General features: G+C 53.5%; 13 protein-coding genes and 1 tRNA gene. 11 read left to right on the top strand and 3 right to left on the bottom strand.

All coding sequences use genetic code 11. The features are described from left to right. The first annotated feature begins 35 nt into the window (after nt 1-35). The 8 genes from ACIGCM_RS12555 (at nt 36) to ACIGCM_RS12520 (ending at nt 7,885) form a co-directional block, all read left to right on the top strand. The gene (locus tag ACIGCM_RS12555; RefSeq protein ID WP_397502383.1) at nt 36-1,244 is read left to right on the top strand and encodes an MFS transporter; all 1,209 of its coding nucleotides are present in this window, start codon (nt 36-38) and stop codon (nt 1,242-1,244) included. A 28-nt stretch (nt 1,245-1,272) separates the two neighbouring features. Continuing rightward, a complete protein-coding gene (locus tag ACIGCM_RS12550; RefSeq protein ID WP_397502382.1) occupies nt 1,273-1,863 on the top strand; it encodes a malonic semialdehyde reductase in 591 nt (196 codons plus the stop codon). Between the two features lie 81 nt (nt 1,864-1,944). After that, nucleotides 1,945-2,523 carry a cupin domain-containing protein gene (locus tag ACIGCM_RS12545; RefSeq protein ID WP_397502381.1) on the top strand — a complete coding sequence of 193 codons (579 nt, stop codon included), beginning with the start codon at nt 1,945-1,947 and terminating at the stop codon, nt 2,521-2,523. Further along, entirely contained in the window at nt 2,523-3,506 is a 984-nt protein-coding gene (locus ACIGCM_RS12540) for a fumarylacetoacetate hydrolase family protein (protein ID WP_397502380.1), read from the top strand. The genes ACIGCM_RS12545 and ACIGCM_RS12540 overlap by 1 nt, the downstream gene beginning before the upstream one ends. A gap of 11 nt (nt 3,507-3,517) precedes the next feature. Continuing rightward, complete coding sequence (locus ACIGCM_RS12535; protein WP_397502379.1) at nt 3,518-4,513, top strand: NAD-dependent epimerase/dehydratase family protein; 996 nt, start codon at nt 3,518-3,520, stop codon at nt 4,511-4,513. Continuing rightward, a complete protein-coding gene (locus ACIGCM_RS12530; RefSeq protein ID WP_397502378.1) occupies nt 4,506-5,294 on the top strand; it encodes a cyclase family protein in 789 nt (262 codons plus the stop codon). The genes ACIGCM_RS12535 and ACIGCM_RS12530 overlap by 8 nt, the downstream gene beginning before the upstream one ends. A gap of 24 nt (nt 5,295-5,318) precedes the next feature. Next, entirely contained in the window at nt 5,319-6,962 is a 1,644-nt protein-coding gene (locus tag ACIGCM_RS12525) for an arylsulfatase (RefSeq protein ID WP_397502377.1), read from the top strand. A 74-nt stretch (nt 6,963-7,036) separates the two neighbouring features. Continuing rightward, nucleotides 7,037-7,885, top strand: coding sequence for a cache domain-containing protein (locus ACIGCM_RS12520; protein WP_397502732.1), 849 nt, complete (start codon nt 7,037-7,039; stop codon nt 7,883-7,885). Nucleotides 7,886-7,925: 40 nt separating this feature from the next. Here the strand turns inward: ACIGCM_RS12520 and ACIGCM_RS12515 are convergent, their stop codons facing one another. Then, the gene (locus tag ACIGCM_RS12515; protein WP_397502376.1) at nt 7,926-8,396 is read right to left on the bottom strand and encodes a MarR family winged helix-turn-helix transcriptional regulator; all 471 of its coding nucleotides are present in this window, start codon (nt 8,394-8,396) and stop codon (nt 7,926-7,928) included. Nucleotides 8,397-8,681: 285 nt separating this feature from the next. Here ACIGCM_RS12515 and ACIGCM_RS12510 point away from each other — a divergent pair, with 285 nt between their 5' ends. Together ACIGCM_RS12510 and ACIGCM_RS12505 are read left to right on the top strand one after the other, a co-directional pair. Next, nucleotides 8,682-9,635 carry a PDR/VanB family oxidoreductase gene (locus ACIGCM_RS12510; protein ID WP_397502375.1) on the top strand — a complete coding sequence of 318 codons (954 nt, stop codon included), beginning with the start codon at nt 8,682-8,684 and terminating at the stop codon, nt 9,633-9,635. A gap of 29 nt (nt 9,636-9,664) precedes the next feature. Then, nucleotides 9,665-10,744, top strand: coding sequence for a Rieske 2Fe-2S domain-containing protein (locus ACIGCM_RS12505; protein WP_397502374.1), 1,080 nt, complete (start codon nt 9,665-9,667; stop codon nt 10,742-10,744). A 140-nt stretch (nt 10,745-10,884) separates the two neighbouring features. Here the strand turns inward: ACIGCM_RS12505 and ACIGCM_RS12500 are convergent. Together ACIGCM_RS12500 and ACIGCM_RS12495 are read right to left on the bottom strand one after the other, a co-directional pair. Next, nucleotides 10,885-10,974 (bottom strand) — tRNA-Ser (locus ACIGCM_RS12500). Nucleotides 10,975-11,121: 147 nt separating this feature from the next. Further along, on the bottom strand, nt 11,122-12,531 hold the full coding sequence (locus ACIGCM_RS12495; protein ID WP_397502373.1) for a PLP-dependent aminotransferase family protein: 1,410 nt from the start codon (nt 12,529-12,531) through the stop codon (nt 11,122-11,124). Nucleotides 12,532-12,683: 152 nt separating this feature from the next. Here ACIGCM_RS12495 and ACIGCM_RS12490 point away from each other — a divergent pair, with 152 nt between their 5' ends. Further along, nucleotides 12,684-13,748, top strand: a complete 1,065-nt coding sequence (locus ACIGCM_RS12490) for a TlpA family protein disulfide reductase (RefSeq protein WP_397502372.1) — start codon at nt 12,684-12,686, stop codon at nt 13,746-13,748. The last annotated feature ends 66 nt before the right edge of the window (nt 13,749-13,814 follow it).

The raw sequence follows: 13,814 nt of genomic DNA, 5'->3' as shown, positions 1-13,814 counted from the left end.
CGCTGTTTGTTCGGTGCACTTGCTGGAGAGCGGCAATGAGTACTGAGCGTAAAGCTGGATTGGCACAGTCAACGCTGTTACTGCTTGGCAGTTGTTTACCGGTATTGGGGGCAGTGCTGTTAGCCCCAGTCTTGCCCCGGATGCAAGAGCACTTTGCCACGACACCAGGCGCGGCGGTGCTGGTGCCCATTGCGCTGACACTACCTGCACTGATTATCGCGCTCTTGGCACCCTTTGCTGGGATTATCGCCGACCGGTTTGGGCGTAAACCGTTATTGCTTGTGGCCATGCTGCTTTACACCCTGTGTGGGGTACTGCCGCTGTGGCTGGACTCGTTGCAGGCCATCGTTATCAGTCGCGCTGGCATTGGCCTGGCCGAAGCAGCAATCATGACCTGCTGTACAACCTTGATGGGCGATTATTACGACGGGGCACGCCGTGAGCGATTGTTCGCATTGCAAATGGTCGCCACCTCGCTCTCTGCTGCATTGTTTATGGCGATTGGCGGCGCACTGGGAGAGAGTGGCTGGCGAACCCCCTTTGTGCTCTATGCCGTTGGGCTGCTGTTCTTGCCTCTTATGGCCAAATTGCTCTGGGAACCTGTTGCCCAAAACCTAAACACTAGCCAGCCCAGCACTGCCCATAGCTTTCCTTGGAAGACGCTGACCCCCCTTTATTTATTGGCGGTGTTAGCAGGCGTTAGCTTGTTTGTGGTGCCGGTACAGGCGGGCTACCTACTTAATTTGCTGCATGTGACTGCACCGCAGCAAATTGGTTTGACCATGGGCTCTAACCAACTGGGCGTTTTGGCCGGAGCGCTGAGCTTCAGGCTCCTTAGCGGTATACCAGCACACCGGAATATGGTTGTGGCATTCATTCTTGCTGGGGTTGGTGGTTTGCTGATGGCCAAGGCAGGTAACCATGCGCTGGTAATCGCGGCCGTGTTTATTAATGGCGTGGGCATCGGTCTGATGCTGCCAACGTTGATCACTTGGGTAATGGCTCAGGTTGATTTTAGTCAACGAGGGCGGGCGGCTGGTTGTTTTACCGCCGCAATTTTTGCGGGTGAGTTTGCCAGTCCCTTGGTGGTCCTTGCATTCACGGGCGGTGCCATCCAAGAGTTGCCTGCTGCACTGAGCGTGCTTGCTATCGCCCAACTGATTATCGCGGGCCTGTGTCTTGGTTTACCGCGTTTGCCGGGCTTAGCCCCAGTTGCAACTACGACGGCTCAGCCAATCCATTAAATAATCCCAGAATTGAAGAGAAAATCTTATGACTCAAGCGCTCAGTGCTGCTGCACTTGACCAGCTCTTTTTGCAAGCGCGCTCACATAATGCCTGGCTCGATCAACCTGTCACAGACAGCGACTTGCAACAGCTTTATGAACTGCTTAAACAGGGGCCTACCAGCAATAATTGCTGCCCGGCACGGTTTGTTTTTGTGCGAACGGATGAAGCCAAGCAAAAGTTACTGCCCGCACTTAAAGGCCATAACGGCGAGAAAATGTTGCAAGCACCGGTCACCGCGATTGTTGCCTTTGACAGCCGCTTTTTTGAATTTCTTCCCGAGCTTTTTCCAATCTATGACGCAGCAGCCCCTTACCGGGAAAACCCAGAGGCTGCGCATATCGCAGCCTTACGTAACGGCAGTCTGCAAGGTGCTTACTTGATGTTGGCTGCACGTGCCTTGGGTTTGGATTGCGGGCCGATGTCCGGCTTTGACACTACTCAGGTTGATGAGGCGTTTTTCACCGATGGGCGTTGGAAGAGCAACTTCCTTTGCAGTCTTGGTTATGGCGACGCCAGCAAGTTGCGTCCTGCGGGCCCGCGCCTGTCTTTTGCTCAGGCGTGTGAGCTTATTTGATCGCCGGCAACGTGACCAGCAAGCGCTCTATTAACGTGCTCCGTTGAAAGCGATGTTTGCACCCATGATAAGGAGTCGAAGTTGAACAAACTTCCAAGTTTTAAACGTGTGGTCACAGGCCACGATGCCCAAGGTATGGCCATTGCTGCTTTGCTCGGCGCGACCACTAATAATTTTCCGTTGAAAGCCGTGCCCGGTACGATTTTTTATGAAGTTTGGAACAGTGCCTCCAGCCCGGCACCGTTAGACAACGCCACTGACCCCACCGAAAAGCCACTGCAACTCAGCCCGAGCCCGTTGGGCAGTCTGATACGGGTTGTCGATATTCCACCAGACAGCGTGCAGAACCAGGTCAGTGCCGAAGAAGCTGCTGCAGCCTTTGCTGAAATCGGTGAGTCCCATGCCGGTACCGGCAAGGCTGACTCCAAGCACAAGCTAATGCATCGCACTGAAACCCTTGATTACGGCATCGTCACCGAGGGTGAGGTTGTATTGGTTTTGGACAACGAGGAAGTGTCCCTAAAACGTGGCGATATTGTCGTGCAACGTGGGACCAACCATGCCTGGAGTAACCGCACCGAGGAGATGGCACGCATGGTTTTCATTCTGCTCGATGGCAAATTTGCTTCTGAGTTAATGGCGTCACGAGGAGAGCACTGATGAAACTGGCAAGCTTAAAAAGCAGTACGCGTGATGGTCGACTGGTTTTGGTCTCACGAGATTTAACTCACGCATTGGACGTGGCGCATATCGTCGCCACCTTGCAATTGGCTATCGAAAATTGGGCCGTCGTTGAACCGCAATTACAAGCTTTGTATCAGCAGTTAAATGACTACAGCGCAGAGGGTGCCTTCGCCTTTGATCCGGCCCAGGCCATGGCCCCAATGCCACGGGCTTATCAATGGTTAGATGGCTCGGTATTTCTCAATCACGGTACCTTGATGCAGAAGGCGTTCAACCTTGAACCAATAGAGGGTGCAGACACTACACCACTGATTTATCAGGGGGCGGGGGACGATTTTTTCGGTGGTCGTGATGACATCAAGCTCCCAAGTGAAGCCCAGGGCATCGACTTTGAAGGTGAATTTGCGGTGCTGGTCGATGAAGTTCCATTGGGCTGTTCGCCAGCGCAAGCGCGCGAACACATCAAGTTAATTCTGCAGGTCAATGACATCAGCTTACGAGCATTGGCCCCCCGTGAAATGAAAACCGGTTTTGGTTTTCTTCAAGCCAAACCGTCATCAAGTTTCGCTGCGGTGGCCGTGACGCCAGATGAGCTGGGCGATGCCTGGAAAGACTCACGGGTGCACTTACCCCTACACGTGCACTGGAATGATCAGTGGTTTGGGCATCCAAACGCTGCAGAAATGAATTTTAATTTTGCTCAGTTGATTGCCCATGCCGCGCTGACCAGGCGTTTGGGCGCAGGCACTGTGATTGGCTCAGGTACTGTCTCCAACGCTGATCGCAGTGCCGGTTCGGCGTGCATTTCTGAGCGCCGCGCTATTGAGATGATCGAGCATGGCGAGCCACACACCGGCTTTATGCATTTTGGTGATCGTGTGCGCATGGATGTGTTCGGCGCAGATGGCCAGTCGATATTTGGGGCAATCGATCAGCGCGTTGTTCAGGCCATCAATTAAGGAGCATGACGATGCGTGTGATTGTCACAGGAGCGAATGGTTTTGTCGGTCGTGCCTTGGTTGAGCGACTGCTGGCAGATGGCGAAATTCGCGGCGAAGCGATAAACCGTTTGATATTGCTTGACCAGGAGTTGCAAGGGTTTAGCAACGATCCACGGTTGCGACTTCATCCCGGCAGTGTGACTGACGCAACTTTACTGCGACGAGTATTGGCGGACGGTATTGATGTGATTTTTCACCTGGTGAGCTTGCCCGGTGGCGCCGCTGAAGAACAGTACGCACTGGGTTACCAAGTCAACCTTCTGGCCAGTCTTGAGCTGCTTGAACAGATACGTGCAATGCCCACCGTTCCGGTGTTGGTTTACGCCAGCAGCGTGGCGGTTTACGGGGGTAACCTGTCTGCGCGGATGGATGAGTCAGCAGGCCTTAAGCCAGAACTTTCCTATGGCGCGCACAAATCGATGATTGAAACCGCCATCAACGACGTTTCCAGGCGTGGGGAGGTGGATGGTCGCGTCGTACGCTTACCCGGTATTGTCGCCCGCCCGCAGCAGCCCAATGGTTTGCGCTCAGCATTTATGAGCGACTTGCTACACGCCTTCGCGGCGGGCGAAAAATATTGCTGCCCCGTCTCAGAACAGGCGACTGCCTGGTGGATGTCCGCTCATTGTTGTGTCGACAACCTGCTGCGTGCTGCCAATTTAAACACTGATGAGCTGGAAGGCTCACGGGTCTGGCAATTGCCATTGTTGCAATTATCCATTGAGCAAGTTCTTGATGCGCTGGGTAAGACATACGGCGAGGAACGCCGCAAGTTGATTAGCTTCAATCCGGACCCGCAGCTTGAGGCTTTGTTCGGGCAATACCCTCGAATGAGCACACCTACTGCGCGTGCCCTGGGTTTTCGTCACGACGGATCTGCCGCGAGTTTGATTCGAAATTCTCTTAAACCATTAACCAAGGCACGGCGTAAAGCGTCCGTGCAGGAGTCGCTCGCTCATGATTAAGTCAAAACGTCGGTTGGTGGACCTGTCGGTCACATTAGAAAACAACCCTTACACAGACCCGCCGCCATTGTTGCCGAAAATTGAATACACCGATCATCAACAGGGTTGGCCGGAAATGGCGGCCATGTTTCCGGGGCTCGAGAAATCTCAACTACCCGGCGATGAGTCATGGGCGGCAGAACGCCTGAGCATCACCACGCACAGCGGCACGCATATGGATGCGCCTTGGCATTACGCCTCGACCACTGATGGCGGTAAACCCGCGTTTGGGATTGATGAATTACCGCTGGATTGGTGCTTACAGCCAGGGGTAAAGCTGGATTTTCGGCACATGGCTGATGGGCACGTGGTGACGGCGGCAGAAGTTGAAGCGGAACTCGCTCGCATTGGCCATGAGTTGCAGCCGCTCGACATTGTCTTGATCAACACCCGTGCAGGCAGTATTTTCGGCCAGCCCGGCTACCTCGATGCGGGGGTTGGCATCGGACGTGAAGCAACTATGTACATGCTTGAGCGCGGCGTGCGGGTTGTCGGTACGGATGCTTGGAGCTGGGACGCGCCCTTCAAGTACACGCGTGAGCGATTCGCTGAGAGTGGCGATGCGTCAATTATCTGGGAAGGTCATAAAGCCGGTCGTGATATTGGCTATGGCCAAATGGAAAAACTGGCCAATCTTGAAAGCCTTCCGGCAACAGGATTTACCGTTTCTTGCTTTCCCTACAAAATTAAGCACGCTTCGGCGGGCTTTGTTCGGGCCGTGGCAATTTTTGAAGATCAATAGTGCGATAAAAATAAGAGAGTGCAGATGATTAGCTCAAAATTTTCAGGGGCTCTGTTGTTCAGCTGCTTAGCCCTTAGCAATGCCTCGTACGCCGCTGTTACCGCGGCACAACCCAATATTCTGCTAATTTTGGCCGATGATTTGGGCTATTCAGATTTAGGCGCGTTTGGCGGTGAAATCAGCACGCCACGCTTGGATACTCTGGCCAATAGCGGGTTGCAGTTGACCGGTATGTACGCCGCGCCAACCTGCTCGCCAACGCGTTCGATGCTGCTATCCGGCACAGACAATCACTTGGCCGGTCTGGGCACGATGGCCGAAGGCATGCAGCCATTTCAACGCGGTAAACCCGGTTATGAAGGCTATCTAAACCAGCGTTCTTATTCGATGCCACAACTGTTGGCCGAAGGTGGCTATCACACAATGATGGTGGGTAAATGGCACCTAGGTCTTGAGCCTGAACAGGGTCCTGCGCAACGGGGGTTCGAGCAGTCGTTCAGTATGCTCGAAGGCGGCGCTGCCCACTTTAAACCTTCAGCTGATGCACCTAGCTTGCTTGAACAGGTTCATTATGTGGAGAACGGCAAGCCTGCCCAGTTGCCTGACGATTTTTACTCGACCGACTTTTACACCGACAAGCTGCTGAGCTATCTGAAAAGCAGCAAAAAGGATGGCAAACCCTTCTTTGCTTACGCGGCTTACACCTCGCCGCACTGGCCTCTGCAAGCTCCAGAAGCGTATCTGGATAAATATAAAGGGCGTTATGACAAGGGCTATGACAGCACTCGTTTAGCACGCATTGAGCGGATGAAAAAGCTCGGCTTATTGCCGACGGACTTTAATGCTGCGCGGACAATTCCGGCGAATCCTAACCTGCCAGGCTGGGAGCAGTTGACTGCTGAGCAGCAGAAGACTGAAGCGCGCAAGATGGAAATCTACGCGGCCATGGTCGATAACCTCGACCATAATATCGGCCGTTTGCTTGATTATCTGCACGAAAGTGGCCAATACGAAAACACCCTGATCGTATTTATGTCGGATAACGGCGCAGCAGGGGAGAACCATGCACAGTGGTACAAGCCGGGTAAGCTCACCGATAACAGCTACGCAAACTTAGGTCGGATCAATTCCGAGATCGACTACGGCGTGCGTTGGGCTGAAGTCAGTGCTGCGCCCTTTCGCCTGTTCAAAGGCACAACTGCCGAAGGTGGCATAAGTGTTCCGGCAATTGTGAAACTACCGGGTGCCAAGCCGCGTCAAGGGCGTGAAAGTGGCGTCGCTCGTGTCGATGATCTGCTGCCAACTTTCTTGTCGATTGCCGGTATTAAAGCTCCTGCGGTTGCAGATAAGAACCCTATTACCGGTACTTCCATGCTGCCGATGTTGGAAGGAAAGGCCAATCCTGCGCCAGTGTTAGCGGGTGAGTTATTTGGCAATGCATACCTACGTGAAGGCAATTTAAAACTGCTGGGATTACGCCCCTTGGGCTTCGGTGATAAGCCACAACCTGTGCAATGGACGCTGTACGATTTGGCCCGTGATCGCGGAGAGACAACCGATCTTGCGGCCAGTCAGCCACAGGATGTCGAGCGCCTGAAGAAACGCTGGCTGGCCTATACACAGCAGGTTGGTGTGGTTTTCCCGCCGGTACCGGTTGCCAAGCAGTAACAGGCGACGGACCTCGTGGTTATAACCCCAACTGTGCGGCATGCGCCGCACAGTTGTTATGGAGTGTTATGAGTATGCGCATTATCAAGTACCTCAGTTTTGCCTTGCTTGCAGTCTTTGCCACGTGTGACCTTGCGCTAGCGGCCGACGTACATACGGCACAAGAGGCAAGGGCAAGTAAGCTCCTGAACAGCGCGGTGGCGTATTACCGCACTCAAGGTGATGCCGCATTTGCCGCGTTTAGCCGTCAGGGCGAATTTATTGACGGCGAGCACTATGTGTTTGTGGTTGATAGCAAAGGCACCATGCTGGCCAGTGGCGGCAGCTCAGCTGTTTTGATTGGGCGCGATGTGAGTAAAGCAATAGAGCCCGAGCTTAATAAAGCCTTTCAGGCGGCCTTGCTGAGCGACGAAGATGGTCAGGTGCGCAGTGCTGAATATCGCTGGCTCAACGTGCGTGACGGTCGAGTGGAGCGCAAGAAGGTCTTTTATCAGCGTGTGGGTGATCGAATACTCGCCGTGGGCTTGTACTTACCACGAGCAACCCCTGCACAGGCAGAGACGTTTCTTGATCGCGTGGCCCAAGAGTTGGGTAAAAACGCTGATGGCACCCTTGAGGCGATCAACAACCTGAGCGCCGATTATCACGAGGATGATTTATACGCCTTTGTCATCGATCTGCGTACAAAGCGCTACGTTGCCCACGGCTACAACAGACGCCTTGTTGGGGTGGATTTTTCGAGCATTGTCGATCCGGAAGGCAGGCCAGTGGGTAAGCCTATGCTGGCCTTGATCGAGAAGGCAGAACGAGCAGGGTATGACTATCGCTGGAAAAATCCAGTGACCAGTAAAGTGGAAGACAAGCATGCCCTGATGCGCAAAATTGGTGGTTATATGATTGCTGTCGGTTATTACCGCAAATAGCTGTTAGTCGATCCGGCCGCATGCCCATCGCTTAATTAGCTTAAGGCGCTGCTGGGTCATATTCGTTCACCTGCGCCACTTTGGTTTGTAGGCGTGCGAGCAAGTTGATCAGGGTTTCGACCTCAGTTGGATCGAGGTCACTCAGCAGCCGCTGCTCTCGCTCCAGCGCCACCTTCAGCACGCGGTCATGCAGGGCTCTTCCTTCAGCAGTGAGGCTGACGGCATAGCGTCGCGCGTCTTGGCTGTCGACTTGACCGGTTATGCGACCGGCTTTTTCCAGAAGCTGTAGCGAGCGGCTGACCGCGCTTTTATCAAGGCCAATAACCTGGCAGATGCGATTCGCCGTAATTTGATCTTCTACCGCCATTAGGGCGATTACCCGCCATTCAACCACGCCAATTCCAAAGTGCTTGCGATAGCTAATCGACGCGCCCGTGGATAACTTGTTGGCCAGAAAAGTGAGCATGGCTGGGACGTATCTTGACAGGTCAAGCTGTGAAGAATCTGACATGAAAGCAGCAACCTCAAAAGTTAGATAAACGGCACGCATAAATTAGTTGACACCGCAACTAAATGGTTGGATTCTACTCCTAACCACGCGATGCGTGTGCTGCCCATATCATATGCGACAGCAGAACTTACAAGAATAAATAACAGGTAGTTGCAATGAACCGTAAAACCATAGCCTGCCACCCTCGGCATGTTCCTGCACGCACCAGACCTCCATAACCCGCGCTAGCGCACCACAAATCCACTATGTGTTTTTTGCAGCCACTTTGTTGTGGAGGGTCTTTTTATGCTTCAAGTTTTAGTCAGGCACAAGGCCATCGAGGCCGATGGCATAGTTAGCTTTGAGTTAAGTGCTCTAGATGGCGTTCTTTTACCGGCATTTACCGCAGGCGCCCACGTAGATGTTAATACCCCTTCCGGGATTACTCGTCAGTACTCACTGTGTAATCCTCCGGGTGAGCGTCATCGTTATGTGATTGGGGTGTTGAAAGACCCTCTGTCCCGTGGTGGTTCGCAGGCTATGCATGAACAAGTGGAGCAAGGCCATACCTTGCAGATCAGTGAGCCGCGCAACCTCTTTCCTCTAGCCGTAACAGGTAAGAAACATCTGTTGATCGCGGGTGGCATTGGCATCACTCCGATATTGGCGATGGCTCATGCGCTTGAGCAGCAACAGGCAAACTTTGCTTTACATTATTGTTTTCGCTCAAGGGCTCGCGCCGCTTTTCTGGGCCAGCTTGAGCGCGCCCCATTCGCTAAGCGAGTGACCCTGTACGACGGAAGTCGAGAGGGGAGTGCAGTGTTGGATGCTGATGCCCTCCTGCAGAATCCAGAGCATGACCGGCACCTTTATGTGTGTGGTCCGGTTGGCTTTATAGAACACATTCTCAGTGCAGCGAAAGCGGCTGGATGGCCAGACGATCATGTGCATCGAGAGTTCTTTGCCGCCGCGCCTGTCGAGCATGACGCGGATCAGCCTTTTGAAGTTGAGCTGGCGCAGTCAGGAAAAATCTTCCACATCCCGGTAGACCGGTCGGTATTTGAAGTACTGGATGAGGCCGGTATTGAGGTTGAGAGTTCTTGCGAGCAGGGCATCTGTGGCTCCTGCATTACCCGCGTTCTCAGCGGTACGCCGGACCATCGCGATCAGTTCATGACTGATGCGGAACATGCGGCTAACGACCAATTCACCCCCTGCTGCTCGCGCTCCAAGACCTCCCGCTTAGTTTTGGACCTGTGACCTATAACGACAAACCTGAGAGAACAATAATGACAACCTCGAACAATCAATCTCTGGCCTACGATGTAGCGCCTGCTTCACCGCTACCCAGTTTTCCCCTGGATCAATGGTATGTGGCCGCATTAGGCTGGCAACTAACTGACAAACCAGTGGGCCGTACCTTGCTGAATAAACCTGTGGTGCTGTTCCGTACTTCAGATGGGCAAGTGGCTGCTTTGGAGGATCGTTGCTGTCACCGCGCTTTGCCGCTCTCTCATGGCACGCTGGAGGCTCAAGGGCTTCGCTGTGGATATCACGGTTTGATGTTCAACTCCGCAGGCAAATGTGTGGAAATTCCCGGTCAGGAAAAAATCCCCAGCAAAGCCAAAGTTCCTGCTTATCACGTACGCGAGCGAGACCAGATTGTTTGGATCTGGTTTGGCAGCGATAAACACCCAGAACCCACCTATGAGCCACCTGCTTATGATGTGCATAGCAGCGGCAAATACATCTTTGATGGCGATGTCTATCACTACGATGCCCCTTACCAACTCATCCACGACAACCTGATGGACCTTAGCCATCTGGGGTACGTTCACCTACGTACTATTGGTGGCAATGCCAGCATTCATATGAATGCCGAAATGAAGGTCGAGAGTGACGAGCGCATGGTTAAGGTTACCCGCCACATGCCGGGCTCAGTACCACCACCGACCTATGTGGCCGCATACCCGTTTAAAGACAAGGTTGATCGTTGGCAGGAAATCGAATTTCACGTCAGTCATTTGCGCATTTGGACCGGTGCGGTTGATGCCAATACTGACTCTCTGCTTGACCCTGATCGTGGCGGTTTTCACATGCGCGGCTTCCATGGTGTTACCCCGGAAACCGACACCACCAGCCACTATTTTTGGACGATGTCCACCAATCCTGAAAACGATCATGAAGCTGTCAAAGCCAAAGTGATTGAGCAAACGGCCCTTACCTTCGATGAAGACAAAGTGGTCATTGAAGCGCAGTACCAGAACATGTGTCGCTTCGGCTCACCGCCGATGATTGATATCCATGTGGATGTGGGCGCAAATCGCGCACGTAAGATCATCGAACAGCTTCGGCAGGCCTCTTGTTAAGCCTCAGTGGATGGGGCATGGGGGAGCTGTAGCCGAGCGTTTGGGGGAATGTAACGCAAAGTCATTCCCCCAAATTTCCCCCAAAAGGGCCTGAAACGAAAAAGGCCCCAGAGGCGAAAACCTCTGGAGCCCTTGTAATATGGCGGGAAGATAGGGATTTGAACCCTAGGAACTGTTGCCAGTTCAACGGATTTCGAATCCGTCCCGTTCGGCCACTCCGGCATCTTCCCACAGCGGCGCGCATAATATCAGCTGATTGCCGTTTGGCGAAGCCCATTCTGTAATTTTTCGCATATTTTCATGTGCTTGCGACGGATGACGCTGTTCGGGAGGATGGTTGGGGCGGTTTAGTTCGCGTGGTTAAGCAGGCCGGTTGATTAGCTGCTTTGTGCGATTAGGTGCCTTAGGTGTTCGCAATTTGCATCCAGACCGGTCTCGGTGATGTTGGTTACACCGAGTAGCAAACCGGATTGCTTGTGCTGAGTTTGTGCATACCAACTGGACAGTGGAGTAGGCGCCAGATCAAACGCTGCTGCCTGTTGGGCGATCATCTTGTCGTCAGTATCCCTGGGCAGTTTCAGCAGCAATGCCAGCCCGGCCATTGCTTCGGTCGCAGCGGGTATTTGTAATGAGTGGCGCAGTAACTCAAGGCGGTGTTTGTAGATGCGTTTCATCCTACGCAGGTGACGCATGTAATGGCCTTTGCGCATGAATTGGGCCAACGCGAGTTGGGTGACTATTGATGAGGCGGGTGCTAGCGCAGCAGCTACATCGGCAAAGTGGTTGGTGTGTTCGGCGGGTACCGAGATAAAACCCATACGCAGGGCTGGGCTGACGGTCTTACTGAAAGTGCCTATGTGAATTACCCGCCCGTAACGGTCGAGTGAGGCGAGTGCCGGTGCTGCTCGGCCATAGAGTTGCAACTCGCTCAGGTAGTCATCTTCGATGATCCAGCTGTTATTTTGTCCGGCCCATTCGAGCAGTTGGTGGCGACGTGACAAAGACAATGTCATACCCAGCGGTGCCTGTTGCCCTGCGGTGACTACCGCGAGTGCAGCATCAGGGGCGCGGGCAATGCCGTTGTCGACATTGATGCCTTGTTCATCAACTGCAATTGATACGGTGTCTAACCCGGCGATGGCCAGGGCCGTGCGTGTGAGTGGGTATCCGGGCTCTTCCACCCATGCGGTTTGCTTGATCAGACCCAGCGCATGGATGATTAAACCCAAGGCACCGGTATAGCCGTTGGTAATGATGATCTGCGCAGGGGAGCAGCTCAAACCACGTGCGACAGACAAATAGGCTGCGATTTCTGTACGCAGTGCGAGTTCACCGCGCGGGTCTGGGTAGCTGACAGAGCCGACTGTTGCCGCTTCGCGTGCGGCTGCCGAGGTTAGGCGACTCCAGAGGCTTACCGGGAACATATCCTGAGCGGGCACCCCCATTTGAAACATCAGCGGTGGCTGGCTGAACGGATGTACAAAAAAATCTGGGAGAGGGCTGCGTAAGTCGCGTATATCGGCATTACTGCTTAAGGGCAGTTGATGGGCGACAAAAGTGCCCGCTGCTCCGCGCGATACGATGAGCTGCTCATCAATCAAGCGCTCATAGGCCACACGCACAGTGCCGCGAGCAACGCCAAGCTGTGCGCTGAGATCACGCCAAGAGGGCAAACGTGCACCCGAGTACAGGCGACCGCTACGAATAGATGCGCCAATCGCGGTGCTTATTTGCGCGGCTATGGGTACGCCTGTGGCGCGGTTTAGCTCGATATGTAAATTTTGCATAACTGATGGTACAGCCAAATGCATCAGTCTTGGGTCTTTATCCTGAACCTATAAGTCGGGATCATCGGTGCTATTAACCCCGCAGAACCTTCTGCATGCTGCACCTAGCAGGACCGGGGTATTTTGTAATGACGGTTTCAAGGAGACTCGCCGTGCAACGCTTAACGTTTTCAACCTGTTTTAAGCAACTGGCCGCATTGTTATTGCTTGCCAGTGTTTGTCATCTTGCCCATGCAGATAATCAAATCGATCACAGTTACGACGCCGAAGGTAAGCGCCGTGCTCAGGCTGCCGGGTCTTCACTTATTGGCAAGCCGGGGCCGGCAGCGGTACTCAAAACCGTAGATGGTGAAGAGATTGACCTGTCCAAGCTCTACGGCAAAAAGCCGGTTTACCTGAAGTTTTGGGCCACTTGGTGTGTACCTTGTCGTCAGCAGATGCCGGGTTTTGAGAAAACTCAACAAGAGCTGGGCGATAAGATTCAGATCATTGCCGTCAATACTGGCTTCAGTGACGACCGTGAGGCGGTGCTGGCTTATCGCAAAGAGCATGGGTTGACGATGCCGATTGTAATCGATGATGGCAGCTTGGCCGCAGAGCTTAATCTGCGCGTGACCCCGCAACATGTATTGATTGATCGCAGTGGTCGTATTAGTTATGTCGGTCATCTTGATGATCAGGTCTTGCATGACGCCCTGCAAGAAGCGCTGGTGCAGGATTCTCAAGCGCCCGTTCAGGCGACAGCTGAAAGCGCCAATACGGATAAGGTTTTTGCCGTAGGTGATGACGTCAGTGGGCTGCAAGCTACAACCGTTGATGGTCGAAAAGTTGAGTTGGGTAAGGCTGCATCGGGCAAGGCGCAGGCGCTGGTTTTCTTTGCGCCTTGGTGTGAGTCGTATTTGGAGACCAGCCGTCCGCAAACATCAAAAGCCTGCCTGAGAGTACGCGAAACAGTTGAGAAAATGCTCGGTCAAGGTGATGTCGAATGGCTCGGCATCTCTTCAGGGCTGTGGGCGAGCCAGGATGACTTGCTGGATTATCAAAAAACCACCACGACCCAATTGCCGCTTGCCCTCGATGCTGAAGATGCCTTGTTTCGCGCCTTTGCCATTCGCGATATTCCGAGCGTGGTGCTGATTGATTCAAAAGGCCGGGTTAGCAAGATCATAGGCCCGCAAGACACCGACATACAGGGTGCTGTGAAGGCCTTACGCTGAGCATAGTTGTCGCTGCTGGGCTGACGTTGTGTCAGTCCAGCTTTTGTTTTATTGCCTAAGGCCGAG

The organism is Pseudomonas sp. NPDC078700, from assembly GCF_044542375.1.
Classification (GTDB): domain Bacteria; phylum Pseudomonadota; class Gammaproteobacteria; order Pseudomonadales; family Pseudomonadaceae; genus Aquipseudomonas.
This window is presented reverse-complemented; position numbering and strand designations above follow the sequence as displayed.

What these genes read in the sequence shown, in the direction of transcription:
- ACIGCM_RS12555 (WP_397502383.1), top strand. Translation starts at nt 36, where the DNA reads ATGAGTACTGAGCGTAAAGCTGGATTGGCACAGTCAACGCTGTTACTG.
- ACIGCM_RS12550 (WP_397502382.1), top strand. Translation starts at nt 1,273, where the DNA reads ATGACTCAAGCGCTCAGTGCTGCTGCACTTGACCAGCTCTTTTTGCAA.
- ACIGCM_RS12540 (WP_397502380.1), top strand. Translation starts at nt 2,523, where the DNA reads ATGAAACTGGCAAGCTTAAAAAGCAGTACGCGTGATGGTCGACTGGTT.
- ACIGCM_RS12535 (WP_397502379.1), top strand. Translation starts at nt 3,518, where the DNA reads ATGCGTGTGATTGTCACAGGAGCGAATGGTTTTGTCGGTCGTGCCTTG.
- ACIGCM_RS12530 (WP_397502378.1), top strand. Translation starts at nt 4,506, where the DNA reads ATGATTAAGTCAAAACGTCGGTTGGTGGACCTGTCGGTCACATTAGAA.
- ACIGCM_RS12525 (WP_397502377.1), top strand. Translation starts at nt 5,319, where the DNA reads ATGATTAGCTCAAAATTTTCAGGGGCTCTGTTGTTCAGCTGCTTAGCC.
- ACIGCM_RS12520 (WP_397502732.1), top strand. Translation starts at nt 7,037, where the DNA reads ATGCGCATTATCAAGTACCTCAGTTTTGCCTTGCTTGCAGTCTTTGCC.
- ACIGCM_RS12515 (WP_397502376.1), bottom strand. Translation starts at nt 8,396, where the DNA reads ATGTCAGATTCTTCACAGCTTGACCTGTCAAGATACGTCCCAGCCATG.
- ACIGCM_RS12510 (WP_397502375.1), top strand. Translation starts at nt 8,682, where the DNA reads ATGCTTCAAGTTTTAGTCAGGCACAAGGCCATCGAGGCCGATGGCATA.
- ACIGCM_RS12505 (WP_397502374.1), top strand. Translation starts at nt 9,665, where the DNA reads ATGACAACCTCGAACAATCAATCTCTGGCCTACGATGTAGCGCCTGCT.
- ACIGCM_RS12495 (WP_397502373.1), bottom strand. Translation starts at nt 12,531, where the DNA reads ATGCAAAATTTACATATCGAGCTAAACCGCGCCACAGGCGTACCCATA.